This is a genomic window from Sphingomonas sp. FARSPH (assembly GCF_003355005.1).
Classification (GTDB): Bacteria; Pseudomonadota; Alphaproteobacteria; order Sphingomonadales; family Sphingomonadaceae; genus Sphingomonas.
On sequence record NZ_CP029985.1, the window covers coordinates 350,744 to 376,547 of the forward strand.

General features: G+C 68.2%; 21 protein-coding genes and 1 tRNA gene. 14 read left to right on the plus strand and 8 right to left on the minus strand.

The window, feature by feature from the left end:
• Nucleotides 1–77 precede the first annotated feature (77 nt).
• From purC to purQ, 3 genes are read left to right on the plus strand one after another with little or no spacing between them, the layout of a single operon-like run.
• Nucleotides 78–857: a phosphoribosylaminoimidazolesuccinocarboxamide synthase gene (gene purC / locus DM480_RS01735; RefSeq protein WP_115377279.1), complete on the plus strand. Its 780-nt coding sequence runs from the start codon at nucleotides 78–80 to the stop codon at nucleotides 855–857.
• A gap of 1 nt (nucleotide 858) precedes the next feature.
• Nucleotides 859–1,089 (plus strand): phosphoribosylformylglycinamidine synthase subunit PurS, encoded by a 231-nt coding sequence (gene purS / locus DM480_RS01740; protein WP_115377280.1) that lies wholly within the window; start codon nucleotides 859–861, stop codon nucleotides 1,087–1,089.
• A gap of 1 nt (nucleotide 1,090) precedes the next feature.
• Nucleotides 1,091–1,759, plus strand: a complete 669-nt coding sequence (gene purQ, locus DM480_RS01745; protein WP_115377281.1) for a phosphoribosylformylglycinamidine synthase subunit PurQ — start codon at nucleotides 1,091–1,093, stop codon at nucleotides 1,757–1,759.
• A gap of 12 nt (nucleotides 1,760–1,771) precedes the next feature.
• Here purQ and DM480_RS01750 read toward each other — a convergent pair whose 3' ends face one another.
• Nucleotides 1,772–2,512, minus strand: a complete 741-nt coding sequence (locus DM480_RS01750) for a queuosine precursor transporter (protein ID WP_115377282.1) — start codon at nucleotides 2,510–2,512, stop codon at nucleotides 1,772–1,774.
• Between the two features lie 62 nt (nucleotides 2,513–2,574).
• Here DM480_RS01750 and DM480_RS01755 point away from each other — a divergent pair.
• Nucleotides 2,575–2,651, plus strand: a tRNA-Arg gene (locus DM480_RS01755).
• Nucleotides 2,652–2,681: 30 nt separating this feature from the next.
• Here DM480_RS01755 and DM480_RS01760 read toward each other — a convergent pair.
• Together DM480_RS01760 and glpK are read right to left on the minus strand one after the other, a co-directional pair.
• Complete coding sequence (locus tag DM480_RS01760; protein ID WP_115377283.1) at nucleotides 2,682–3,017, minus strand: hypothetical protein; 336 nt, start codon at nucleotides 3,015–3,017, stop codon at nucleotides 2,682–2,684.
• Nucleotides 3,018–3,136: 119 nt separating this feature from the next.
• Complete coding sequence (glpK, locus tag DM480_RS01765) at nucleotides 3,137–4,618, minus strand: glycerol kinase GlpK (RefSeq protein WP_115377284.1); 1,482 nt, start codon at nucleotides 4,616–4,618, stop codon at nucleotides 3,137–3,139.
• 56 nt (nucleotides 4,619–4,674) lie between these two features.
• Here glpK and DM480_RS01770 point away from each other — a divergent pair, with 56 nt between their 5' ends.
• Genes DM480_RS01770 through DM480_RS01785 form a run of 4 tightly spaced genes read left to right on the plus strand, consistent with a single transcriptional unit; the run spans nucleotide 4,675 to nucleotide 10,642 of the window.
• Nucleotides 4,675–6,192 (plus strand): glycerol-3-phosphate dehydrogenase, encoded by a 1,518-nt coding sequence (locus DM480_RS01770; protein WP_198665871.1) that lies wholly within the window; start codon nucleotides 4,675–4,677, stop codon nucleotides 6,190–6,192.
• Nucleotides 6,189–6,971 (plus strand): DeoR/GlpR family DNA-binding transcription regulator, encoded by a 783-nt coding sequence (locus tag DM480_RS01775; protein WP_115377285.1) that lies wholly within the window; start codon nucleotides 6,189–6,191, stop codon nucleotides 6,969–6,971. The genes DM480_RS01770 and DM480_RS01775 overlap by 4 nt, the downstream gene beginning before the upstream one ends.
• A 39-nt stretch (nucleotides 6,972–7,010) precedes the next feature.
• On the plus strand, nucleotides 7,011–8,264 hold the full coding sequence (locus DM480_RS01780) for an MFS transporter (RefSeq protein WP_115377286.1): 1,254 nt from the start codon (nucleotides 7,011–7,013) through the stop codon (nucleotides 8,262–8,264).
• Nucleotides 8,261–10,642, plus strand: a complete 2,382-nt coding sequence (locus DM480_RS01785) for a glycoside hydrolase family 31 protein (protein ID WP_115377287.1) — start codon at nucleotides 8,261–8,263, stop codon at nucleotides 10,640–10,642. The genes DM480_RS01780 and DM480_RS01785 overlap by 4 nt, the downstream gene beginning before the upstream one ends.
• Before the next feature lie 66 nt (nucleotides 10,643–10,708).
• Here DM480_RS01785 and DM480_RS01790 read toward each other — a convergent pair whose 3' ends face one another.
• Complete coding sequence (locus tag DM480_RS01790; protein WP_115377288.1) at nucleotides 10,709–11,488, minus strand: FadR/GntR family transcriptional regulator; 780 nt, start codon at nucleotides 11,486–11,488, stop codon at nucleotides 10,709–10,711.
• Nucleotides 11,489–11,639: 151 nt separating this feature from the next.
• On the opposite strand from DM480_RS01790, the gene DM480_RS01795 reads away from it, so the two are divergent.
• The 4 genes from DM480_RS01795 to DM480_RS01810 are packed head-to-tail and all read left to right on the plus strand — an operon-like array spanning nucleotide 11,640 to nucleotide 18,426.
• On the plus strand, nucleotides 11,640–13,949 hold the full coding sequence (locus tag DM480_RS01795; RefSeq protein WP_198665872.1) for a TonB-dependent receptor: 2,310 nt from the start codon (nucleotides 11,640–11,642) through the stop codon (nucleotides 13,947–13,949).
• A gap of 59 nt (nucleotides 13,950–14,008) precedes the next feature.
• A complete protein-coding gene (locus tag DM480_RS01800; protein WP_115377289.1) occupies nucleotides 14,009–15,331 on the plus strand; it encodes an alpha/beta hydrolase family protein in 1,323 nt (440 codons plus the stop codon).
• A gap of 9 nt (nucleotides 15,332–15,340) precedes the next feature.
• Nucleotides 15,341–16,504: a mannonate dehydratase gene (uxuA, locus tag DM480_RS01805; RefSeq protein ID WP_232834080.1), complete on the plus strand. Its 1,164-nt coding sequence runs from the start codon at nucleotides 15,341–15,343 to the stop codon at nucleotides 16,502–16,504.
• A 20-nt stretch (nucleotides 16,505–16,524) separates the two neighbouring features.
• Nucleotides 16,525–18,426, plus strand: coding sequence for a glycoside hydrolase family 2 protein (locus DM480_RS01810; protein ID WP_232834081.1), 1,902 nt, complete (start codon nucleotides 16,525–16,527; stop codon nucleotides 18,424–18,426).
• A gap of 40 nt (nucleotides 18,427–18,466) precedes the next feature.
• Here DM480_RS01810 and DM480_RS01815 read toward each other — a convergent pair whose 3' ends face one another.
• A complete protein-coding gene (locus DM480_RS01815; RefSeq protein ID WP_232834174.1) occupies nucleotides 18,467–19,378 on the minus strand; it encodes a sugar kinase in 912 nt (303 codons plus the stop codon).
• A gap of 161 nt (nucleotides 19,379–19,539) precedes the next feature.
• Between DM480_RS01815 and uxaC the strand changes: the two genes are divergently transcribed.
• Nucleotides 19,540–20,952 carry a glucuronate isomerase gene (uxaC, locus tag DM480_RS01820; protein ID WP_115377292.1) on the plus strand — a complete coding sequence of 471 codons (1,413 nt, stop codon included), beginning with the start codon at nucleotides 19,540–19,542 and terminating at the stop codon, nucleotides 20,950–20,952.
• A gap of 8 nt (nucleotides 20,953–20,960) precedes the next feature.
• A complete protein-coding gene (locus tag DM480_RS01825; protein WP_115377293.1) occupies nucleotides 20,961–22,355 on the plus strand; it encodes a mannitol dehydrogenase family protein in 1,395 nt (464 codons plus the stop codon).
• A gap of 93 nt (nucleotides 22,356–22,448) precedes the next feature.
• Here the strand turns inward: DM480_RS01825 and DM480_RS01830 are convergent, their stop codons facing one another.
• The 3 genes from DM480_RS01830 to rplQ form a co-directional block, all read right to left on the minus strand.
• Complete coding sequence (locus tag DM480_RS01830; protein WP_115377294.1) at nucleotides 22,449–23,177, minus strand: FadR/GntR family transcriptional regulator; 729 nt, start codon at nucleotides 23,175–23,177, stop codon at nucleotides 22,449–22,451.
• 175 nt (nucleotides 23,178–23,352) lie between these two features.
• Nucleotides 23,353–24,909, minus strand: a complete 1,557-nt coding sequence (gene guaA / locus DM480_RS01835; protein ID WP_115377295.1) for a glutamine-hydrolyzing GMP synthase — start codon at nucleotides 24,907–24,909, stop codon at nucleotides 23,353–23,355.
• Nucleotides 24,910–25,154: 245 nt separating this feature from the next.
• Complete coding sequence (rplQ, locus tag DM480_RS01840; RefSeq protein ID WP_115377296.1) at nucleotides 25,155–25,577, minus strand: 50S ribosomal protein L17; 423 nt, start codon at nucleotides 25,575–25,577, stop codon at nucleotides 25,155–25,157.
• Nucleotides 25,578–25,804 lie beyond the last annotated feature (227 nt).

The window sequence follows — 25,804 nt, forward strand, 5'->3', positions numbered from 1 at the left end:
CTATAGGCGCCCTCGATCCTGCCCCGGCCGCGTCAAGGGCGTCGCCGGGGCTCACCGTTTCCAGGGGACATGCGCACATGGCTCGCCGCCGGCAGATCTACGAAGGCAAGGCCAAGATCCTCTACGAGGGCCCCGAGCCCGGCACGCTGATCCAGTATTTCAAGGACGACGCGACCGCCTTCAACGCCCAGAAAAAGGGCACGATCAACGGCAAAGGCGTGCTCAACAACCGGATCAGCGAGCATGTCTTCACCCTGCTCGACGCGATCGGCGTGCCGACGCACTTCATCCGCCGCCTCAACATGCGCGAGCAGTTGATCCGCCAGGTCGAGATCGTGCCGATCGAGGTCGTCGTGCGTAACGTCGCCGCCGGCTCGCTGTCGAAGCGCCTCGGGATCGAGGAGGGCACGAAGCTCCCCCGCACGATCATCGAATATTATTACAAGGACGACGCACTCGGCGATCCGATGATCACCGACGAGCATATCGCCGCGTTCGGCTGGGCGAGCCAGGAGGAGATGCACGACATCGCCGATCTCGCGATCCGCGTGAACGACTTCCTGACCGGTCTGTTCGCCGGGATCGGCATCCGCCTCGTCGACTTCAAGCTCGAATTCGGCCGCATCTGGGACAATGACTACGGCCGGATCATCCTGGCCGACGAGATCAGCCCGGACGGTTGCCGCTTGTGGGACATGACGAGCGGCGAGAAGCTCGACAAGGACCGGTTCCGCCGCGACCTGGGCGGCGAGGCGGAAGCCTATCAGGAGGTCGCGCGCCGGCTCGGCCTGATGCCGGAGGGAGAGGACAATGCGGTGCTCGACCTCGACAGCCACCGCAAGCGCCGGGGTAAATAAGATGAAGCTGCGTATCTTCGTAACGCTCAAGCCTGGCGTGCTCGATCCCCAGGGCCGCGCGATCCATCACGCGCTCGGCAGCCTCGGTTTCGCGGGCGTCGAGGACGTGCGCGCGGGCAAGATGTTCGAACTGGAGGTCGCCGATTCGACCGACGACGCGGCAATCGACGGCATGTGCCGCCAGCTGCTCGCCAACACCGTCATCGAGAACTTCCGGGTGGAGCGCGTTTGACATGAAGACCGCCGTCATCGTCTTTCCCGGATCGAACTGCGACCGCGACCTCGCCGTCGCGCTGGAGGCGGTGACCGGCGTCAAGCCGGCGATGGTCTGGCATGCGGAGACCGAGCTGCCGCAGGGCATCGGCTTCGTTGCGGTACCCGGTGGCTTTTCGTACGGCGACTACCTGCGCTCGGGTGCGATTGCCGCGCGATCGCCGATCATGCGCGCGGTCGTCGAACAAGCGGGCCGCGGCCTCCCCGTATTCGGCGTGTGCAACGGCTTTCAGGTGCTGACCGAGGCGGGGCTGCTGCCCGGCGCGCTGATGCGCAACGCCGGCCTCAACTTCGTCTGCCGCGACGTCCAGCTGACGGTAGAGAACGCGCAGACCGCCTTCACCAGCCGCTATGACGCGGGCGAGACATTGTCGGTGCCCGTCGCGCACCATGACGGCAATTATTTCGCCGACGCCGACACGCTCGACCGGCTCGAGGGCGAAGGGCGTGTCGCCTTCCGCTACGGCGAGGCGGTCAACGGCTCGGCGCGCAACATCGCCGGTATCGTCAACGCGGGCGGCAACGTGCTGGGCATGATGCCGCACCCCGAACGCAAGATCGAAACCGCGCACGGCGGCACCGACGGCCGCCGCCTGTTCGAAGGCGTGCTGGAGACGGTGGGGGCCTGACCTGCCGTCCTGTTACAGCCGCGTCCGGAACGGCGAAAAATCCGTGCCTCGATCGAAAACGTCGACGCCCTCCGCCCGCTTCAGCCAGCCGACCACCGCATAGGTCACCGGCGTCAGCAGCACTTCCCAGCCGACCTTCAACGCCCATTGCGTGAACAAAACGGTGACGACGAGCGCCGTCGTCCAGCCCGTCGCCCCCAGAAAAGCGAGCGGGTAGAAGATCAGGCTGTCCACCCCCTCCCCCACCACGGTCGACCCGATCGTGCGCGTCCACAGGTGGCGCCCCTCGCTCCACACCTTCATGCGCGCCATGACGTAGGAATTGACGAACTCCCCGGCCCAGAAGGCGCAGACGCTGGCGAAAACGATGCGCGGCACCTGGCCGAAGATCGTCTCATACGCCGCCTGGTTCGTCCAAGACGGCGCGGGCGGTAGCGCGACGACGACCCAACTCATGAACGCCATGAACACGACCGCGGCGAACCCCGCCCAGATCACGCGGCGCGCGCGGGCATAGCCGTAGACTTCGGTCAGCACGTCGCCGATCACATAGCTGACCGGGAAGAACAGGATGCCAGCCCCGAACGGCCAGTCGCCGACGACGGGCAGATGCACAATCGCGACCTTGCCCGCGCCGATGACGTTGGACAGCAGCAGCAGCGCGACGAACGCCGCCATGACGAAATCGTAATAGCGAAACGCCGCCCCTTGCATGGCGGCGGCATCGACGGGGCGTTCGACAGGTTGGTTCATGGGAATGGCACCATATCGCTGTTCCGCTGCCGCACAATCCGCGCTAATCGCTCAACCGATGCGCGCCCGTAGCTCAGTTGGATAGAGCACGAGCCTTCTAAGCTTGGGGCCGCTGGTTCGAATCCAGCCGGGCGCGCCAATCACACAGATGGCGGTCGCAGACCCCGGCTCAACGCTGCTTCTTCGAGATGGTCGCGGTAAAGTCCGGGTCCTTCTTCGCCACCCAATCCACGAACTTGCGCACGTTCGGATGGTCGAGCAGGCCGGCGACGTTCATACCGTGCCGCTGCAGTTCCGAATTGGAGAAATTGGCGGTCAGCGTCTGCTGGCAGATCGGATGCATCGGCACGACATCGCGGCCCCCGCGGCTTTTCGGGACGGGATGATGCCAGACGATCGTCTTGCCGGTCGGACGGCCGCAAAGCCAGCAAGGCACGGGCGCGGCCGCCGCCTCGTCTTCCTGCGGAAGGTGATCGTAGGGGTCGTGTTTGGAACGTCGGGCCACGCGCTATCTCACTGCCTTGATCGCCCGTGCCTGTAGCAATTCCATCCGCCGCGTCACCGGGAAAACCCATCGCCACGTTCCAGCGGTGGCCAGAGTGATCGCGCTCCCGCCCCCCGAACTCAGCGGATCACCCGCGACAGCGCGTCCTGCCAGCCGGCGAGCAGACGGTCGCGGTGATCGGCGGCCATCGCCGGCTCGAAACAGGCATCGCGCGCCCAGAGGCTTTCGAGCGCGTCGAGCCCCGACCATAGCCCGATCGCGAGACCGGCATGGAATGCGGCACCGCGCGCGGTCGTTTCCAGATCGTCGGGGCGTTCGACGGGCACTTCGAGCAGGTCGGCGAGAAACCGGCACAACCAGTCGTTCGCCGCCATGCCACCGTCGACGCGCAGGATCGCTGGGCGGGTGCCGCCATCGCTGACCATCGCCGTGACCAGATCGAGCGTCTGATAGCCGACCGCCTCGAGCGCGGCGCGGGCGAGATGCGCCTGCGTCGCGCCCAGCGTCAGGCCGAAGATCGCGCCGCGCGCCTCCGGCTCCCAATGCGGTGCGCCGAGTCCCACGAAGGCGGGGACCATGTAGACGCCGTGATTGTCGGGCACCTGTGTCGCCATGTCGTTGGTTTCGCGCGCATGCGTGATGACGCCGATCCCGTCGCGCAGCCACTTGATCGCCGCGCCCGCGACGAAGATCGATCCCTCCAGCGCATAGGTGGTGCGCCCGCCCAGCCGATACGCGGGCGTGGTAAGCATCCGATGTTCCGACGTGATCGCCGTATCGCCCGTGTTGAGCAGCAGGAAGCAACCCGTACCATAGGTCGACTTGGCGCTCCCCCGGGCGAAGCACGCCTGGCCGAACAGCGCCGCCTGCTGATCGCCCGCGATGCCGGTGATCGGGATGATCGCGTCGAACAGGCCAGGCGCGGTGTCGCCGAAGTGATGCGCATTGTCGTGCACGTCCGGCAGCATCGCGATCGGCACGTCGAACAGGGCGCACAGCGTCTCGTCCCAGCGATTGTCGTGGATATTCCACAGCGAGGTGCGCGAGGCGTTGGTGACGTCGGTCGCGTGGACCGCGCCGCCGGTGAGCCGGAACAGCAGGAAGCTGTCGATCGTCCCGAACGCCAGTTCGCCCCGCGCCGCGCGGTCACGCGCGCCGGGAACGTGATCGAGGATCCAGCCGACCTTGGTCGCGGAAAAATAAGGGTCGAGCAGCAGCCCGGTACGCGCGCGCACGTCGTCCTCCGCACCCGACGCCTTCAGGTCGGCGCAGACCGCGGCGGTGCGGCGATCCTGCCAGACGATCGCGCGATGGACGGGTTCGCCGGTCGTGCGATCCCATACGACCGTCGTCTCGCGCTGGTTGGTGATGCCGATCGCGGCGATATCCGCCGCCGCAAGCCCGGCGTTGCCGATCGCCTCGCGCGCGGTAGCGAGCACGTCGCGCCAGATGTCTTCAGGATCATGCTCGACCCAGCCAGGCTCGGGATAGTGCTGCGCAAACTCGGTCTGCGCGGTGGCGACGCGGCGCGCGGCAGCATCGAACACGACGCTGCGGGTCGAGGTGGTGCCCTGGTCGATCGCCAGGATGTGCGCTGCCATCGCTTTACCTCTCCATGTTCGATTTCATTGTTGATTGTTTTCGTTCGCGCGTCAATATGTTCGCTATGAGCGCGGAAACGAATGTCGATCTGTTGATCGTCGGCGGGGGAATCAACGGCGCGGGGATCGCACGCGATGCCGCCGGACGCGGGCTGTCGGTCATGCTGGTCGAGCAGGACGATCTTGCCAGCCATACCTCGTCCGCCTCGACGAAGCTGATCCACGGCGGCCTGCGCTACCTCGAATATGGCGAATTCCGCCTGGTGCGCGAGGCGCTGATCGAGCGGGAGCGATTGTGGGGGATGGCGCCGCACATCATCTGGCCGCTGCGCTTCGTGCTGCCGCAGACGCAGTCGCCGCGTCCGGCGTGGATGGTGCGGCTGGGCCTGTTCCTCTACGATCATCTCGGCGGCCGCAAGCGCCTCCCCGGCACCGAGACGATCGCGCTGGCGCGCTCGCCCTACGGGGCGGGCCTGGCGCCGCGCGCGGGCAAGGCCTTCGTCTATTCGGACTGCTGGGTCGAGGACAGCCGGCTGGTGGTGCTGAACGCACGCGATGCAGCCGACCGGGGGGCGATCGTGCGGACCCGCACGCGGCTCGTCAGCGCCCGTCGCGAGGACGCGCACTGGGTCGCGACGATCGAGCAGGATGGCGCGACGTCGGAGGTTCGTGCGCGCATCCTGGTCAACGCGGGCGGGCCCTGGGTGGCCGACGTTCTGCAGCGTGCGGGCAACAGCCGCAACGATCGCGGCGTGCGGCTGATCAAGGGCAGCCATATCGTGCTGCCGCGCCTGTACGAGGGCGACCACGCCTTCATGCTGCAGAATCCCGATCGACGGATCGTGTTCGTCATCCCCTATGAAGGGCAATTCTCGCTGGTCGGTACCACCGACGAACCCTGGGAAGGCGCACCCGGTCGGGCGCAGATCAGCGCGGACGAGACGCGGTACCTGATCGACACCGTGAATCGCTATTTCGCGCAGCGGGTTTCGGCCGATGATGTGACGTGGAGCTACGCGGGCATCCGCCCACTCTACGACGACAAGGCGGCGAACGCGTCCGCGGTCACGCGCGATTATGTGCTCGATCTCGACGCGGACGACGGAGCGCCGCCGATGCTGAGCATCTTCGGCGGCAAGATCACGACCTATCGCAAGCTCGCCGAACACGCGATGGCGCAGCTTGCACCGTTCTTTCCGGCGGCAAGTGGCGCCTGGACCGCGGGCGCGACCTTGCCCGGCGGCGATTTCGCCGATTTCGACGTCTATCTGGCCGACCTCGCGCGCGATCGCCCCGCTGTGCCGCACGCGCTGCTGCGCCGGCTGGTCCGGGCTTATGGCACCGACGTCGCGACGCTCGTCCCCGCCGGAGCGACGCTGGCCGATCTCGGCGAAGACCTTGGCGGCGGGTTGACGACGCGCGAGGTCGACTTCCTGCGCGCACGCGAATGGGCGCAGACGGCCGACGACATTCTCTACCGTCGCAGCAAGCTGGGGCTGCACGTGCCCGCCGGCACGGCCGAACGGCTCGACGCCTACCTTACCGACGCCGCCGACGTCCGCAGCGCGCCATGATCGCCGACGGTCTGCCCGAAGCCGTCGCCCGGCGCCACGCCGCGATCCTCGCCGCCGCGCGTCGCACGGGCAGCGTCGCGGTCGACACGCTGGCGACCGAACTGGGCGTCACGCCCCAGACGATCCGCCGCGATCTGAACCTGCTTGCCGAGCGCGCGATGCTATCGCGCGTCCACGGCGGTGCGGTCGTCACGTCGGGCGTCGACAACCTCGATCGCGAAGCGCGCGGCGCGATCGCGGCGGAAGCGAAGGCGGGGATCGGCCGCGCCGCGGCGGCGCTGGTTCCGAACGGTGCGAGCCTGTTCATCAACATCGGCACCACGACCGAGGCGATCGCGCGCGCGCTCGTCGATCACCGCAATCTGCTGGTGGTGACGAACAACCTCAACGTCGTCTCCATCCTTGCCGCGCGCCCGACGATCGAGGTGGTCGTGGCGGGTGGCCGCGTGCGCCCGAGCGACGGCGCCGTCGTCGGCGCGCTGGCGATGGATTTCATCGGCGGGTTCAAGGTCGATTATGCGCTGATCGGCGCCTCCGCGATCGACCGCGACGGGACCCTGCTCGATTTCGACATGGACGAAGTGCGCGTGTCGCAGCGGATCATCGACCAGGCGCGCACGACCATCCTGGCGGTCGACCGCAGCAAGTTCGGCCGCCCCGCCCCGGTACGGATCGCTGGGCTGGAACGGATCGACCATCTGGTCACCGATCGGCTCGACGACCCGGAAATCGCCGCCGCCTGCGCGTCGGCCAAAGTGAGGGTGACACAGACGCAATAATTGGCCATACCAATTGGTAAGAAAAATAAAGGAGGGGTCATGCGGCGGATCGTCAATCTGCGCTGGTGGATCGTCGGGCTCATCTGTCTCGGCACCATCGCCAATTATCTGGCGCGCAATTCGCTGGGCGTGCTCGCGCCGGAGCTGAAGACGACGCTGTCGATGACGACGCAGCAATACAGCTATGTCGTCGGCGCGTTCCAGCTCGCCTACACGATCGGTCAGCCGATCGCGGGCGCGATCGTCGACCGAATCGGCCTGCGCGCCGGATTCGCACTGTTCGGCATCGCCTGGTCGCTGACGAATATGCTGCACGCGCTTGCCGCCGGCTGGCTCGGCCTGGCGTTCTTCCGGGGCTTGCTGGGCCTCGCCGAATCGGCGGCCGTGCCATCCGGCATCAAGGCGATCGCCGAATGGTTTCCGGCGCGCCAGCGCTCCGTCGCGGTCGGCTGGTTCAACGCGGGCACGTCGTTCGGCGCGCTGATCGCGCCGCCGGTGGTGGTCGCCGTGTCGCTCTGGGCGGATTGGCGAATGGCGTTCGTCGTCACGGGCGCGATCGGGCTGGTCTGGGCGGCGCTGTGGTGGGCTTTCTATCGCAGTCCGTCGGCGCATCCAGCGATCACGCCCGAGGAGGCGACGTTGATCGCCGCCGATCGCCCGCCGCCGGTCGCGCCGGCGCGGGCGCGGGACATCGTGCGCAGCAGTCGTTTCTGGGCGCTTGCGGTCCCCCGCTTCCTCGCCGAGCCGGCGTGGCAGACGTTCAGCTTCTGGATCCCGCTCTACCTCGTGACCGAGCGCGGCATGGATCTGAAGCAGATCGCGCTGTTCGCGTGGCTGCCGTTCCTCGCGGCCGATTTCGGCAGCGTGTTCGGCGGCTATCTGTCGCCATTGCTGATGAACCGCATGAAGCTGTCGCTGGTCGCCTCGCGCGTCGCGGGCGTCGCCGTCGGTGCGCTGCTGATGATCGCACCCGGCTTAATCGGCTGGGTGCACAGCCCGTTCATGGCGATTGCCCTGTTCAGCATCGGCGGCTTCGCGCACCAGATGATCTCCGTCCTCATCAACACGCTGTCCGCCGACGTCTTCCGGCCCGAGGAGGTCGGCAAGGCGAACGGCTTCATCGGACAGGCCGGGTGGACCGGCGGCCTGTTGTTCTCGCTGCTGATCGGTCAGCTCGCCGACGTCACCGGTTACGCGCCGCTGTTCGCCGCGCTTTCGCTATTCGACCTCGTCGGCGCCGCGGTGCTGATCGCCTGCATTCCCCTCCTCTCCCGCGCCAAGGATGCCCGATGAGACGCGCCACCCTTTCCAACCCGCCGCTGTTCGCCGTGTCGGGCCGCGCGCCCGGCCGGCTGACGCTGACCGCGGATACCGGCGCTGTCGCGCATCTGTTCGTGCTGGAGGAGGATGTCGCCCGGCTGCTGCTGCTCGCCGACGGCACCGTCACCAGTCCGCCGAGCTGGGCGATCGCCCCTGGTGCGGACGATATCGCCGATCCGGGCCGCGACCGTATGGACGTAAGCGGCTTCGCCTGCCCCGATTTCAGCGTCGTCGAGCAGGACGGCATGCTCACGCTGTCGACGCCACGGCTGCGCGTGAAGATCGCGCTTCGCGGTCTACGCTGCCGCTGGGAACAATGCGATGGCGACGCGTGGCGGCTGATGGCGGAGGACCGCCCGACGCAGGCCTATGACTTCGGCTGGTGGGACGGGCGCGCCCACCATTATCTCGCGCGGCGCCCGGGGGAGCGCTTCTACGGCCTCGGCGACAGGACCGGCGACTGCGACCGCGCTGGCCGCGCGTTCCGGCTGACCAACGTCGACCCAATGGGGTTCGACGCGGAAAGCAGCGACCCGCTCTACAAGTCGATCCCCTACCTGCTCGTCGCCGATCCCGATGGCCGCTGCCACGGCGAATTCTACGACAACAGCGCCGATATCGCGGTCGACCTGGGACGCGAAATCGACAATTATCACGGCCTCTATCGCCATGTCGTCGCAGACATGGGCGACATCGACCTGTGGATGATCGCGGGGCCGGATCCGCTCAGCGTGACGCGGCGGTTCACCTGGCTGACCGGGCGGCCCGCGCTGATGCCGCGCTGGTCGCTCGGCTATTCGGGCTCGACGATGACCTATACCGATGCGCCCGACGCGGCGGCGCAGATGGCGGGGTTTCTCGACAAGCTGGCCGGGCACGACATGGGCGCGACGTCGTTCCACCTGTCGTCGGGCTATACGTCGATTGGCGACAAGCGCTACGTCTTCCACTGGAACCGCGACAAGTTTCCCGATCCCGCCGGCTTCGTAGCGAGCTACGCCGATGCGGGCGTACGGCTCGTCCCGAACATCAAGCCGGCGCTGCTGCGCAGCCACCCGCGCTACGACGAGGTCGCCGCCGCCGGCTTGTTCGTCAATGATGCCGACGGCCATCCGGTCGAGGCACAGTTCTGGGACGAGGTCGGCAGTTACATCGACTTCACCAATCCCGCCGCCGCCGACTGGTGGCGGGCGCAGGTCAAATCCGCGCTTCTCGATCACGGCATCGTCGCGACATGGAACGACAACAACGAATATGAGCTGTGGGACGCGCGCGCGCGGCTGACCGGGTTCGGCACGCCGCGACCCGCCGCGGCGATGCGCCCGGTCATGCCGCTCCTCATGACCCGCGCCTCGCGCCGCGCGCAGACGGAGGCGCGGCCGGACGAGCGGCCGTACGTCGTCACCCGCTCGGGAATGGCCGGGCTGCAGCGCTACGCCCAGACGTGGAGCGGCGACAATCGTACCGAATGGAAGACGCTGCGATACAATGCGCGCCAGGCGATCGGTCTCGCGCTGTCGGGGGTCTCGAACAGCGGCGACGATGTCGGCGGCTTTTCCGGCCCCGCCCCATCGCTGGAACTGCTCGTGCGCTGGGTGCAGGCGGGTGTGCTCATGCCGCGCTTCTCCATCCACAGCTGGAACGACGACCGCACTGTCAACGAACCGTGGATGTACCCGCAGGCGACGCCAGCGATCCGCCGCCTGCTCGCGTTGCGCCAGACGCTGGCGCCGTTTCTCTACGACCTGATGCTGCGCTACCATCGCGACTATGCGCCGATCGTGCGGCCGACATGGCTCGACTTCCCGGACGATCCGCAGGCCTGGCTGGAAAGCGACGACCATCTCCTGGGTCCGAACCTGCTCGTGCCGCTGGTTGTCGAGGAGGGCGCGGGCGAGCGCGACGTGCGGCCGCCCGCCGGCGCGGACTGGATCGACATCTGGCACGGCCGGACGATCCGTGGCGGCGAGACGGCGCGGCTTGCGGCGCCGCTCTACGGCCCGCCGCTGCTCTTGGCCCGCGCCGGTTCGGCGATGCTCGTCGACCTCGCGGCGGGCGGCTGGCGGCCGGAGCCGATGCGGCGCGGGATGTGGCTGTTTCCGCCGCGCACCGGCGCCTTCGCAGCGGATGCGCTGGAGGACGAAGGCGACGGCCACGCCGCGCCCTGGCGCTGGGTCGTTGCCGGCGACGCGGATGCGACGCACGTGCGGCTTTCCGTCGCCTGCGAGGGTACGCCCGGCGATCGTACCGTCACGCTGCTGCTGCCCCCGGGCGACACGCGCACGCTGGAGGTGCGGGGCGGCGAACCCGTCGAGATCGACGGCCGCCGCGGTCTGACCGTTCGGGTCTGAATAGGCACCGGTCCAGCCACGCTCGATCGGCGGCGGTGCCGAACCGCTGCCCCGTCGGGAACCGTCCTAGATCGCGACGCGTCGCGCGAGGTCGGAGCGTTTCTCCTCGACTTCGGCACGCGCGCGTTCGAGTGCGTCCGTTTCCGTCGCATGGAGCAGCCCCTCGATCACGCGCGCCAGATGATCGCGCATCGCACGCCGCGCCGCCTGCGGATCGCGGGCACGCAGCGCGGCGAGAATGTCCTGATGCTCGTCGATCCGCGGCTGCACCCCCACGCTGCGCGCGCGATCGAGCATATGCTTGCACAAAGGCGAGCGGTATCGCGCGTCCCACAGCGATTCGATCACGTCGACCACCGCGGAATTTTTCGTCGCGCGGGCGATGGTCAGGTGGAATTCGCGATCGGCGTGCTCACCGCTAACGTGCGCGCGATTTTCCCGCTCCATGTCCCCGATCAGCGTTTCGAGCTGGGCGAGCTGGGCATCGTCGATGCTGACCGCCGCCAGCGCCGCCGCCTCCCCCTCGAACAGCCGGCGCGCCTCGGTCAGCTCGAACGCGCCGATATCCAGCCCGATCATCGGCATGTCGCCGGGCGGCGTTTCGCTGACGAAAATGCCCGATCCCTGGCGCGAGCGGACGACGCCCAGCACCTCCAGCGCGATCATTGCCTCGCGGATCGTGGGGCGGCTGACCTTATATTCGTCGGCAAGCTCGCGCTCGGAGGGGATGCGCTGCCCGGGCCGGAAGTCGCCCCGACGGATCGCATCGGCAACCGCGCTCGCGACCTGCTGATAGAGTTTGCGGCCATCGCTGGCCGGGCCGGCATCGGGGAGAGAAAAGATCATGGTCGAAGGGCTATCAGCGCGCGTCATCGACGGCAAGACGCACCCCTGACCTATTGATCAAGGAACTGCTTGCATTTGGCCTGACCAATATGTAGCGAAGCTGGCAATGGCCCGACCTGAGTCGCGCCGATCGATAACAGGGGAGGGCCAGATGGGTCTTGCAAACACCGTGTGCCGCTGGGCGCTTGCCGCCGCGATTATGGGCGTCGCGCAGCCGTCGTTCGCACAAAATGCCACGCAAAACGGCGGCCAGACGCCCGGTACGCCGGCGCCTCAGGACCAGAGCGTGCCCGCTGCCCCCGCTGGAGAGATCGCGTCCGACCCCGTCAACACCAGCGACATCATCGTCACCGCCAGCAAGCGCGCCGAAAACATCCAAAAGGTGCCCCTCGCCGTGTCGGTGATCGCGCCGGCGCAGCTGGCGAGCGCGGGCGTCCGCAACTTCAGCGATATCGGTAAGCTCGCGCCGTCGCTGGTCGTGCGCCCCGCCGAGCAGCCGCAGAATTCAAACATCTCGTTGCGCGGCGTCGGCACGTTCGCGTTCGGCATTGGCGTCGAATCGAGCGTCGCGGTGCTCGTCGACGAGGTGCCGCTGGCGTTCCAGGCGCGCGCCTTCACCGATCTGCCCGACGTCGAGCGGATCGAGGTGCTGCGCGGCCCGCAGAGCACGCTCTATGGCAAGTCCGCGTCGGCAGGCCTCGTCAACCTGATCACGCGCGATCCGACGGACACGTTGCGCGTACGCGCCAATGCCGTCGTGACGACCGACCAGGAACGCGGCGCGAATTTCAGCGTGTCCGGTCCGGCGGCCAAGGACCTGGGCTACGTGGTGTCCGCCGCGTACAATTTCTGGGACGGCAACGTTCACAACCTCGTCAACGACAAGACGGTGAACGGCCGCGAGTCGATCAACCTGCGTGGCAAGCTGCGCTGGCGGCCGACCGACGACGCGTCGCTGACCATCTCCGCCAATTACATCAACGGCAACACCGATGTCGGCCGCCCGTTCCTGCGCTTCGGCCCCAACGCCCAGCTGCGCGGCATCGCAGGCCTAACGCCGGCAGTGGTCCTTCCCGGCGTCGTCGTTGGACCGGACAATCAGGACATCGCCAACAATTACGATTCGCGCACCAAGTACCAGGGCGGCGGCGGTTACATCCGCGGCGAACTCGGCCTGGGATCGATGAACCTCATCTCGATCACCTCGTACGATAAGTTTCATCTGTACGATTACCTCGATCACGACGACACTGCCTCGACCGCTCCGCAAGGAGCGAACATTCAGGTCGGCCAGTTCAAGTCGCGGCAGATTACCGAGGAATTGCGGCTGCAATCGCCCAGCGAGCTGCCCTTCCGCTACACGCTCGGCGTCTATGCGGCGAGCACGCATTTCGAGCGGCCGTTCTTCCGCGGTCCGTCCTTCTCGCTCGCCAACTGGTATGCGACGGCGCGATCGCGCCAGGTCGCCGGTTTCGCCCAGGCCGACTGGACGGTGGTCGACGGGCTGACGCTGACCGGTGGTGCGCGCGTCCAGAACGAACGCGTCTCCTACACCTTCCGCGACAATCTGGCGAACACGAGCTACGCCGGCAGCGCCGACGACACCGCCGCCACCTATCGACTGAGCGCGCGTTACGACTTTACGCCCGATATCAACGGCTTCTTCACCTACGCCACGGGCTACAAGGGCCAGACCTACGATCTGACGACCGGTTTCAACCAGAACCGCGCCGCCGCCGGCCCGATCCGTCCGGAGCGCTCGCGCGACAAGGAACTGGGTATCCGCAGCCAGTTCTTCGACCGGCAGCTGACGCTGAACGTCACGCTGTTCGACACCAGCTATCGCGATCTGCAGGCGCAGACCATCGAGACGCTGGCGGATGGTACGTCCAACTTCCGCCTGACCAACGTCGGCCGGCTGCGCACGCGCGGCGTCGAAGTCGAAAGTTCGCTGCGCCTGGGCAACGACATCAGCCTGAACGGCGCGGTCACCTATCTCGATGCGACCTACACCGACTTCCCGGTCGCGCAATGCTATCCGCTGCAAACCGCGGCGCTGGGCTGCACCGGAACGCCGACGCGCCAGAACCTGACCGGCACGCGCGCCGTTCAGGCGCCGGAATGGAAGTTCAACGTCGGCGGCGACTATTCGCCCTCGCTGGGCGGCAATCTGCGCGGCGTCGCGCAGTTCAACTGGCAATATCAAAGCAGCCTGTTCTTCCAGGCCCGCGATCCCGAGACGTTTCAGCCGGCCTATCACATCGTCAACATCGGCCTGGGCGTGCGCGACGAAGACCGCCGCTGGGAAGTGGTGGCGTTCGTCAACAACCTGTTCGACAAGCAATATTACGGGTCGCTGGTGAACACCGCAGGCAATTTTGGTGGCAACATCGCGACGCAGGCGGTGCTGCCGCGCGACTTCCGCCGATACGGCGGCATTCGCGTCGGCCTGAATTTCTGAAGAAGGCGACAGGCACGCGCTTTCGTAAGGATAGCGGCGTGTTTGGAGGGAAACGACGCATGACACGGTGGATCACGACGGTGGCGGCCGCGGGCCTTGCGCTCGCGCCGATCGGGGCGGCGATGGCCGACGCACCGGCACGGTCGGGCGTGGACGCGCCCGAGCTCGCCGCCCTCGGGGCCTATCCGATCGGGGTCGCGGACGCGACCTTCGTCCAGCCGGGGCAGCTTTATCCTCTACCCGACGGGTCCGAGCCGGTCGTGGCGGACCGGCGCCTCGCGGTGAAAATCTGGTATCCCGCAGCGGCTGCGGGCGGGGGCACGACGTACCGGACTGCCCTGCCCGGCGAAGATACGAAGCCCGTCGCGTTCGACATCCCCGGTCTTGCCACGCCCGGGGTTCGCGTCGCGGCGGGTCGTTTCCCGCTGATCATCCTGGCGCACGGCGGCAGCAACACGCCCGAGGTCATGTCCTGGCTGGGCGAAAATCTCGCGAGCAAGGGCTATGTCGTCGTCGCCCCGGCGTTCGGCGATCCGCCGATCTCGCTGCGGACGCTCGCGTCCATGGCGGGGCCGCTCGCGCGCCGCCCGCTCGACATCGTGTTCGTCGCCGCCGAGGCGCAGCGCCGCGCCCGCGCCGGTGACGGGCCGCTCGCCGCTGCCGATCCTGACCGGACCGCGCTCGTCGGCTATTCGATGGGCGGTTACGGCGTGCTTGCGGCGGCGGGCGGTCGGCTCGCGCCGCAACTGGAGCCGGCGACGCGCCGCGTCCTGGCGCCGTTCGTCGCAGGCGCCCCGCGCGCAGGCGAGCTGAAGGTCGCCGGGCTGAAGGCGGTGGTCTCGATCGCGCCGCCGCGCATACTCGGCAATCTTCCGCTATGGGCAGACGGTGGCATGACGTCGGTAACGGCGCCGATCCTGTTCATCGTCGGCAGCCAGGATCGCGTCGTCGGCTACGACCCCGGTGTCCGCACGCTCTTCAGCGAGGCGTCGCGCACGCGCCGTTACCTGCTGACCTTCCGCGAGGCTGCGCACAGCATCGCGCTGATCGGTGCCCCCGCGAGCATGACGCACACGTTCTGGGACAAGGACTGGTTCGAGGACGGCGTGTGGCGCAAGGACCGGCTGATCGCCATCCAGACGCATTTCATCACCGCGTTTCTCGCCCGTTACGTCAAGGACGACGCCGCAAAGGCAGCCTATATCGACGGCCTGACCACCGATTCCGATACGGGCGTGTGGGCGACCGCACCGGCCGGACGCTATGCGGGGTACAGCCCCGGCGCGCCGGCATCGACAATCTGGAAGGGATTTCAGCCGAGCAAGCGCGCCGGCATGTCGTTCGAGGTACAAACGCCCGCCAACGGTCGGGAAGGCGAGTAACCGATGTTCATGACACAGACGATGCGCTGGTTCGGGCCGAACGACCCGGTTTCGTTGCAGGGCATCCGTCAGTCCGGTGCGCGCGAGGTCGTCACCGCGCTGCACGAGGTGCCCAACGGCGACGTGTGGACGCTCGATGCCATCCGCGTCCGCCGCGCGGAAATCGAGGCGGCCGGCCTCGGCTGGACCGTGGTCGAGAGCCTGCCGGTGCATGAGGACATCAAGCGTCGCGGGGCGGACTGGGACCGGCTGATCGACCATTACCGGACCAGCCTCGCCAACCTCGCCGCGGGCGGGGTCAGCGTCGTCACCTACAACTTCATGCCGCTGCTCGACTGGACGCGCACCGATCTCGCCTGGGAACTGCCCGACGGCGCGCGCGCGCTGCGCTTCGAGCAGGAGGCGGTCGCCGCCTACGACCTCCACATCCTCGGCCGCTCCGGCGCGGCGGATGATTATGCGCCCGCGATGGTCGAAGGTGCCGCGTGCCGCTTCGCCGCGATGGACGACGATGCGCGGCGCCGGCTGTCGCGCACGATCATCGCCGGGCTGCCGGGCAGCGAGGAGAGCTTTACCGACGCCGACTTCCTGGCCGCGGTCGGCAGCTACGACGGGATCGACGCCGCGCAGCTCCGCGCGAACCACGTCGCTTTCCTCGAGGCGGTATGCCCCGTCGCGGAGCAGCACGGCATCCGCCTCGTCGTCCATCCCGACGACCCGCCCTTCCCGATCTTCGGCCTGCCGCGCGTCGTCAGCACCGAAGCCGATGTCGCCGATCTGTTCGCGAAAGTGCCTAGCGCTGCGAACGGACTTTGCCTGTGCACCGGATCGTTCGGCGTACGCGCCGACAACGACCTGCCCGGCATGGTCGAGCGGCTGGGCACGCGGATCGGCTTTCTCCACCTTCGCTCGGTACAGCGCGAGCCGAACGGCGCGTTTCACGAGGCGGCGCATCTGGAGGGTGATGCGGCCATGGTCGACGTGATGCGCGCGGTCGTCGCGCTACAGCGTCGCGAGGGGCGCAGCATCCCGATGCGGCCCGACCATGGTCATCAGATGCTCGACGATCTCGGGCGGGATACCAACCCGGGCTATTCGCTGCTCGGACGGATGCGCGGGCTCGCCGAGCTGCGCGGACTGGAACGGGGTATGGCGGCCGCGCTCGACGGCTGAAACGGAAGGGAGAGAGGCGGATGAAACGACGCACGCTGCTGGGTGGTATGGTGGCGCTTGCCGCGATGCCGGCGACGCTGCTGAAGGCGCAGGAGCGCGCGCCCGCGGTGCCGTTGCCGCTTGCGAGCGTCGCGGATCAGCCGCTGCTGACCAGCGCCGACCTGCGCGACGGCACCGACCTTTCCGGGCCGTGGCATTATTCGATCGACCCCTTCCGCGCCGGACTTTATGGCTTCCACGGGGAGATGCCCGATCGCGGCCAGCAACGCTTCCGCGAAGGTGACGTGCGGCGCGAAATGGCCGCAGACAACCGGGTTCTGTACGAGGTCGATCTCCCCAATTCGCCGATCACCACCCTGCCCTCGTCGTGGCTGACCGAGGCGCCCGAGCTGCGCTATTATCAGGGGCTGATGTGGTACCAGCGCACCTTCCCCGCGCCGGCCCAGCGCAGCGGGCGCTATTTCATCCGGCTCGGCGCGGCGAATTATGCGACCTGGGTCTATCTGAACGGCAAGCCGCTCGGACGGCACGAAGGTGGCTTCACGCCCTTCGCGTTCGAAGTGACGCAGCTGCTGCGCGACGGCGACAACCAGATCACGATCGGCGTCGATTCGCAGGCGACCGAGACGACCGTGCCGCCGCCCGTCACCGACTGGGAGAATTACGGCGGCATCACGCGCCCCGTGCGCCTGATCCACACCGCCGCGACCTATGTCGACGATGCGTGGGTGCGGCTGACCCGCGCCGGCCGGATCGCGGTCGACGCCAAGCTCGACGGTCCAGAGGCCGGGAACCGCGCCGTGACGCTGCGCATCCCCGAGCTGCGCGTGACGCTGGCGGGGCACACCGACGCGCAGGGGCATTTCCACGCCGACGTCGCCATGCCGCGCGGCCTCAAGCGCTGGTCGCCCGAGACGCCCAGGCTCTACGACGTCACGCTGACCGCGGGCGACGACATATGGCGCGATCGCATCGGATTCCGCACCGTCGCCGTACGCGGCAGCGAGATATTGTTGAACGGCCGGCCGCTGTTCCTGCGCGGCATTTCGCTGCATGAGGAGGAGATCGGCACCGATCCCACCCGCGCGATCACCCCCGCCGCGGCGCGCGCGCTGCTCGGCGAGATTCGCGACGGGCTGCACGGCAATTTCGTCCGCCTCGCACACTATCCGCACAGCGAGGTGATGACACGCACCGCCGACGAACTCGGCCTGATCGTCTGGAGCGAGGTGCCCGTCTACTGGCGCGTCGCCTGGTCGAACCCGGACACGCTGGCGACCGCGCGCAACATGCTCGCCGAGAATATCCTGCGCGACCGCAACCGCGCCTCGATCGCGATCTGGTCGGTGGCGAACGAAACGCCGGTGACGCCCGAGCGCAACCATTTTCTGACGACCCTGGTCGACGACGTCCGCCGGCTGGACGACAGCCGCCTGGTCAGCGCCGCGCTGCTGGTCGAGCGCGACCGCGATGCGACGCACCCCGTCATGACGATGGCCGATCCGCTAGCCGCGAAGCTCGACGTGCTCGCGATCAACACCTACAATGGCTGGTATTCGCCCGATCGGCTCGCCGACCTGCCGGGCAGCGAGTGGCGCGTGCCGGCGGACAAGCCCCTCCTATTCTCCGAATTCGGCGCCGATGCGAAGGCGGGCTTCCACGACCCGGCGCACCTGCAGAAATTCAGCGAGGAATATCAGGCCGATTATTATCGCCAGACGCTGGCGATGGCGGATCGCATCCCGACGCTGCGCGGCATGTCGCCGTGGATCCTCAAGGATTTCCGGTCACCACGCCGGCAGAATCCCGATTTCCAGCAGGGCTGGAACCGCAAGGGTCTGATCTCCGAAACCGGCCAGCGCAAGCAGGCGTTCGCCGTGCTCGCCGACTATTACGCGCACAGGACACCGGGCGGCCGATAGGCCGCGCGACGCCGGGGATCCACGCGGACCGACGCGCGGCCTAATCCCCTGCGGTCGCGTGACCCGTTGCGAGCAAATCGGCGTATGGGGCTGCCGCGTCGAGCGCGGGGACCGCGCCGCGCCGCGTCACCACCCAGCCGCCCAGCCGATGGCCCCGTTCGGCCGCCGCCAGCGGCGCGATCCCGGCCATCCGCGCGGCAAGATAGGCGGCGTTGAACGCATCTCCGGCGCCGCTGGTATCAACGGGGACCAAAACGTGCGGCGGGGGAGACAATCGCGAACCGACCCAGCAGCCCTGCGCACCGCATTTGAGCGCCACCTCCGCGACGCCCGCGTCGTGCCAGCGCGCCAACGTGACGGCGGGGTCGGCATCGCCGAACAGCGCGGCCTCGTCATCGAACGAGGGAAGCCCGATATCGGCGATCGCCATCGCCGCGGCATGCGCAGACCGGGCCTCGCCGGCGTCGGCCCACAACGCCGGTCGGTAATTGCCGTCGAAGGCGACGCGTCCGCCGCGACCGCGGACCGCACGGCCCAGATCGAGAAGCGCCGCACGCGCGGTCGGCGACAGGATCGCGAGCGAGATCAGCGAGAAGACCAGCAGGTCCGCGCGCGCCGCCGATGCGCTCGCCGCTGCGATCCCGGACAGATCGAACAGGCGGCGCGCCGCGCTGGTATCGCGCCAATAGGTGAAATGGCGTTCTCCGGTGGCGTCGTTGGTGACCGCATACAGCCCCGGCCTTCGGTCCGGGTCGGTGAGTACGAGCGACAGGTCGAGTCCCTCCGCCTCCCACGCGTCGCGCAAGCCCGTGCTGAACGCGTCGCTGCCGAGCGCGGTCATGAACGCGACCGGCATCCCCAGCCGCGCGAGATGCACGGCGGTATTGAGGGTGTCGCCGGCCGATCCAAGCCGCCAATCGTCGCCAGCCGGCGCGCGCGCCAGTTCGACCATGCCTTCGCCTACGACGACGATCCGTGTCACGCTCGTTTGCCCTCCCCACCTACTTGTCTAACCAATCTTGTCACTGGTAAAGCAAGTTTGCGGCCGCTAGGCTAGAGAAAGACGAAGGGGAGGTGAATAGCCATGGCACGATCGCGCGACGGCGGGGCCATATGACCCGGCTCTTGGTGCTTCACGAGGATCGCCTGTTCGCCAGCGACCCGACCCAGCGTCGAATCGCGCGCGACCTCTATCGCAGCATCGCCGCGCTGCCGATCGTATCGCCGCACGGCCACACCGATCCGCGGTGGTTCGCGAGCGACGAACCCTGGCGCAACGCCACCGAGCTCCTGCTGTCGCCCGACCATTACATCTTTCGCATGCTGTACAGCCAGGGCGTGCCGCTCGCCGCTCTGGGTGTGCCGTCGCGCGAAGGCGCCGCGGCGACCGATCCGCGTGAGGCATGGCGTACCTTCGCCGCGCACTATCACCTGTTCCGTGGCACGCCGTCGCGCCTGTGGCTGGACCATGCCTTTGCCGACGTCCTCGGGCTCGACGTCCAGCTGGAGTCGGCAACCGCGGACCATTATTACGATCGCATCGGTGAACTGCTCGCCACCCCCTCCTTCCGCCCGCGCGCGCTGTTCGACCGCTTCGGCATCGAAGTGCTCGCCACGACAGAAGGCGCCGAAGCGGACCTTGACGCGCATCACGCCATCCAGCGGTCGGGCTGGTCCGGCCGCGTCATCACCACGTACCGTCCCGACAGCGTGATCGACGTCGAGCATGAGGCGTTCCGCCCGGCGATGGCGCGCTTCGCCGACCTTACTGGCGAGGACGTCTGGAGCTGGCGCGGCTATCTGGCCGCGCACCGCCGCCGGCGCGCCGACTTTCGCGCGGCCGGCGCGGTCGCGACCGACCATGGCCATGCGACGCCGAGAACCGCGAATCTTTCCGCGACCGAAGCCGAAGCGCTGTTCGCCCGCGTCACCGGCGCGACGCCGACCGCCGCGGACGCCGAACTGTTCCGCGCACAGATGCTGACCGAGATGGCGCGGATGAGCGTCGAGGACGGGATGGTGATGCAGTTGCATCCCGGATCGTTCCGCAACCACAATGCCGCGCTGTTCACCAGCCATGGCCGCGACAAGGGCGCGGACATCCCCGTGCGCGTGGACTATGTCGGGGCGCTCAAGCCGTTGCTCGACGCGGTCGGCAACGAGCCCGCGCTGACGCTGATCCTCTTCACGCTCGACGAATCGACCTATGCACGCGAACTCGCGCCGCTCGCGGGCCATTATCCCTGCCTGCGGCTCGGTCCCGCCTGGTGGTTCCACGATTCGCCGGAGGGAATGCGCCGTTATCGCGAGATGACGACCGAAACCGCGGGCTTCTACAATACCGTCGGCTTCAACGACGATACCCGCGCGTTCCTGTCGATTCCCGCGCGCCACGATGCCGCGCGACGGGTCGACTGCGCGTTCCTCGCGCGGCTGGTCGCGGAGCATCGGCTGGAGGATTGGGAAGCGGCGGACCTGGCGCACGAGCTGACGGTCGGCCTCGCCCGCCGCGCCTACAAATTGTGACCGGTCCGATGCGGCTGTCCACGGCAACCGCGGCGGCGTTGTCGCCCGTGGTGGAGCGCCCCGGCTACGATCGCGAGGCGCAGGCGATCGGCCATGTCCATCTCGGGCTCGGCGCCTTTCACCGCGCGCATCAGGCGATCTATACTGACGACGCGTTGCGCGCCGGCGATCGCGACTGGGCGATCGCGGGCGTGTCGATGCGTTCGCCGACGGTACGCGACGCGCTGGTGCCGCAGGACGGCCTGTTCACCGTTACCGAACGCGATGCCGGCGCGGCGAAAACCCGGCTGGTCGGATCGATCCGCGACGTGCTGGTTGCGGCCGAACGCCCCGATGCGGTCGCGGTGCTGATCGCCGCGCCGTCGGTCGGGATCGTCACGCTCACCGTGACCGAAAAGGCCTATTGGCTGCGCCCCGACCGCACGCTGGACGAGGATGCCGTCGCCGCGGCGGGCAACACCATCTATCACCTGCTCACCGATGGCCTGCGCCGCCGCCGCGACGCCGGCCTCGGCGGCGTGACGATCCTGTCGTGCGACAACCTGCCCGGCAACGGTGCATTGCTCGGGTCGGCGCTGGCCGCGTGGATCGAACGCATCGACCCGACGCTGCGCCGCTGGGTGGAGCGCGGATGCGCCACGCCGTCGTCGATGGTCGACCGCATCGTCCCCGCCGTGACCGCCGACGATCTGGCCGCGACCGCGTCGGCCATCGGCTTGCGCGACGAAGGCGCCGTCGTCACCGAACCCTTTCGGCAATGGGTGATCGAGGATCGCTTCGCCGGCGCGCGTCCGCGGTGGGAAGCGGGCGGTGCGCAGTTCGTCGACGACGTCGCGCCGTTCGAAGCCGCCAAGCTGCGGATGCTCAACGGCGCGCATTCGGCGCTTGCCTACCTCGGCCTCCTCGCCGGACACAGTTTCGTGCACGAGGCGATCGCCGATCCCGCCATCGCGCACGATGTCGAGGCGTTGATGCGCGACGAAGCCGCCGCCAGCCTGACGCCCGCGCCCGGGCAGGACCTGAATGCCTATGCCGACGCGCTGCTGGCACGCTTCCGCAATCCGGCGCTGGGGCATCGGCTTGCGCAGATCGGGAACGACGGGTCGCAAAAGCTTCCCCAGCGCTGGCTGGCGCCGCTTGCGGACAATGCCGCCGCGGGACGCCGCGCGCGCCACACGCTGCGCGCGCTTGCCGCATGGCTCCTGCACGTCCGCGGCGACGGCGCACCGGTGAACGATCCGCTCGCCGCGCGCCTCGCCGCGGCATGGGCGGACGCGGGCGCGCAAGGCGTGGTGACGGCCGTACTGGGACCTGCGGGATTGCTCGGCGGCGGGTGGACGCCCGATGCGCAGGACATCGCGATCCTCCGGCAAGAGCTGGCCAATCTCGACGCCCGCGGCTGACCGTCCGGCGGCGCGGCGCGCGCTGCGGGAAGATCGCGCCGCGCCGGATCACGTCGATCGCCAACCATCAGTGCCGGGACGGCGCCCCTTCGCTCAATCCTTCTGCGTCGCGATCAGGTCGAGCACATCGCCGATGATCCGCCGCATCGCGGCCCGGGAAAGGTCGGGGTCGCGTGCGGCGATGGCATCGGCGACCGCTGCATGATCCGCGATATTCGCGCTATGCCCCTTGATGGTATTGGTGAAGCGGATGGACGTGCGCAGCGCGGTCGCGACGACCGACTGCAATTGCGCATAAAACGGATTGCGCGAGGCGTTCATGATCGCGACGTGGAACGCGATGTCCGCGTCCAGCGGGTCGTCGTGCCCCTCGCCCGCCGCCTCCATCCGGGAAAGGCCGGCGCGGATCGCGGCGATGTCCGCCTCGCCATGATGCGCCGCGGCAAGCGCCGCCGCTTCGGGCTCGATCGCGACGCGCAGCTGGTTGAACTGACGCAGCAGCTCGACGGAGAATTTGCGGTCGAGCAGCCAGCGCAGCACGTCGGGGTCGAACAGGTTCCAGCGCGAGGCGGGCAGCACCACCGTCCCCTGCCGCGGGCGCGCACTGACCAGACCCTTGGCGGTCAGCATCTTGACCGCCTCGCGCGTGATCGGCCGGCTGACGCCATGCGCGCTCGAAATCTCCGCCTCGGTCGGGAATCGCCGCGTGTCGTAACGGCCGGTGACGATCGCCTTGCCCAGTGTGTCGAGCAGCACATTCGACAGGTTGCCGCCCCGGTCACGCCGCGCGGCGGCGCGCGACTCGCTTCCGCCGAGCTCCATTCGATATCCTTTCCCGCCGACCGGATCGGGCCGCCGCGCAGCATAGAACGACGTTTTCGCATCCGACGCAACGCCGGGCGATCATCTCAGCCCAAGACGTCTACGCCGGCGGGCGCGGCTGCCCGCCGCCGAGTGACCGGGCCGCGCCCGCGCCCCGCGCGGTCGCGAGTCCCGGTCACTCCCACTCGATCGTGCCGGGCGGCTTGCTGGTGTAATCGTAAACGACGCGGTTGACGCCCTTCACCTCGTTGACGATCCGCGTCGCGACGCGAGGCAGGAAGTCGCTGGGGAAATCGAACACCTCTGCGGTCATGCCGTCGGTCGAGGTGACCGCGCGCAGCGCGAGGACGCTGTCATAGGTGCGGCCATCGCCCATCACGCCGACGGTGCGGACGGGCAGCAGCACCGCGAACGCCTGCCAGATCGCATCATACAGGCCTGCGCTGCGGATTTCCTCGAGGTAGATGGCGTCCGCCTTGCGCAGGATGTCGCACCGCTCGCGCGTCACCTCGCCGGGGATGCGGATCGCCAGGCCGGGTCCGGGGAAGGGGTGGCGGCCGACGAAGACTTCGGGCAGCCCGAGCTCGCGGCCGAGCGCACGGACCTCGTCCTTGAACAGTTCGCGTAGGGGTTCGACGAGTTTCATGTTCATCCGCTCGGGGAGCCCGCCGACATTGTGGTGGCTCTTGATCGTCACCGACGGGCCGCCGGTGAAGCTGACGCTCTCGATCACGTCCGGGTAGAGCGTACCCTGCGCCAGGAACTCCGCCCCGCCGATCTTCTTCGCCTCCGCCTCAAAGACGTCGATGAAGGTCTTGCCGATGAACTTGCGCTTGGCTTCGGGGTCGGTGACGCCGGCCAGACCATCCATGAAGAGGTCCTGCGCCTCGACGTGGACGAGCGGGATGTTGTAATGGCCGCGGAACAGGCTGACGACCTGCTCGGCCTCCCCCGCGCGCAGGATGCCGCCATCGACGAACACGCAGGTCAGCTGGTCGCCGATCGCCTCGTGGATCAACAGCGCTGCGACGGAGGAGTCGACACCGCCCGACAGGCCGCAGATGACCTTGCCATCGCCCACCTGCTCGCGGATCTCGGCGATCTTGGCGCTGCGGAATTCCGCCATCGTCCAGTCGCCGGCGAGGCCGCAGACGTGGCGCGCGAAATTGGCGATCAGCTTGCCGCCGTCGGGCGTGTGAACGACCTCCGGATGAAACTGCACGCCGTAGAAGCGGCGCGCCTCGTCCGCGACGACCGCGAAGGGCGCGCCGTCGGAGACCGCGACGGGTATGAAGCCGGGGGCGAGCGAGTCGACCTTATCCCCGTGGCTCATCCACACCTGATGCCGCTCGCCCTCTTCCCACAGCCCTTCGAACAGCGCGCAGCGCGCCTTCACATCGACGAACGCCTTGCCGAATTCGCCGCCATCGCCGGAGACGACGACGTTACCGCCCAGCTGCGCGCTCATCACCTGCTGGCCGTAGCAGATGCCGAGGATCGGCACGCCCGCCTCGAAGAACCGCTGGGGGGCGCGCGGGCTGTTTTCCGCGGTCACCGAGGCGGGGCCGCCCGACAGGATGATGCCGGCAGGCTTGATCCGCTCGAACGCCGCGTCGGCGGACTGGAAGGGCGCGATCTCCGAATAGACCCCCGCTTCGCGTACGCGCCGGGCGATGAGCTGCGTGACCTGGCTGCCGAAATCGACGATGAGAATGCTGTCGCTGTGCTGCATGGCGCAGGCCTTAGCGGGCGAGCCCGCCAAGGCCAAGCCCGGCCGGCGGGCCGCAGGGCCCGTCCGACGACGCGGCTTCGCCTCGGCGGGCCTATGTGCCCAACAGACACGAAAAAGGCCGCACCATCGCAGGCGCGGCCTCTTCCGTTTCTCGAGACCCGACTCGGCAAAGCCGAGTCGTCGACCGTCGCCTTTAGCGACGTCGGCCGGACGAGGCTTGCGCCTCGATCCAGCTTTGCTGGCTCTTAGGCCGCCTCGTCGAAATCCTCGTCCGACACGACCGGGCCCGAATCCTGGCCCTTGGCCGAGACGTCGCGGTCGACGAATTCGATGATCGCCATCGGCGAGGCGTCGCTGGCGCGGATACCGGCCTTGATGATGCGGGTGTAGCCGCCGTTGCGGTCGGCGTAGCGCGCCGCGAGGACGTCGAACAGCTTCACCAGCTGCGCATCGTCGAGCAGCCGCGCATGAGCGAGACGGCGGTTGGACAGGCCACCCTTCTTCGCCAGCGTGATCAGCTTCTCGACGTAGGGACGCAGTTCCTTCGCCTTGGCGACGGTGGTGGTGATCTGCTCGTGCTTGATGAGCGCGGCCGACATGTTGCGGAACAGCGCAATACGATGGGCCGAGGTACGCTGCAGCTTACGGCCGCCGACGCGATGACGCATGGGTATTTCCTTCGTTCGTTAAGGGGCCGTTTGACGGTACCCCAGACCAGGTGGTGTTATGGAAAGGTCACCGCCCATTACCTTTTAGAAAGTCGCGAAAGTCGCATACTTTCGCATGCGCTTTCGGGTGGCCGGGTGGCGGTGCGGCGGAGCCGCACCGGTCACGTCGAACGGGATCGGGTTGCGACTGCGTCGCTCCCCGCCCCGTCGGCCGGGCTTTCGCCGTC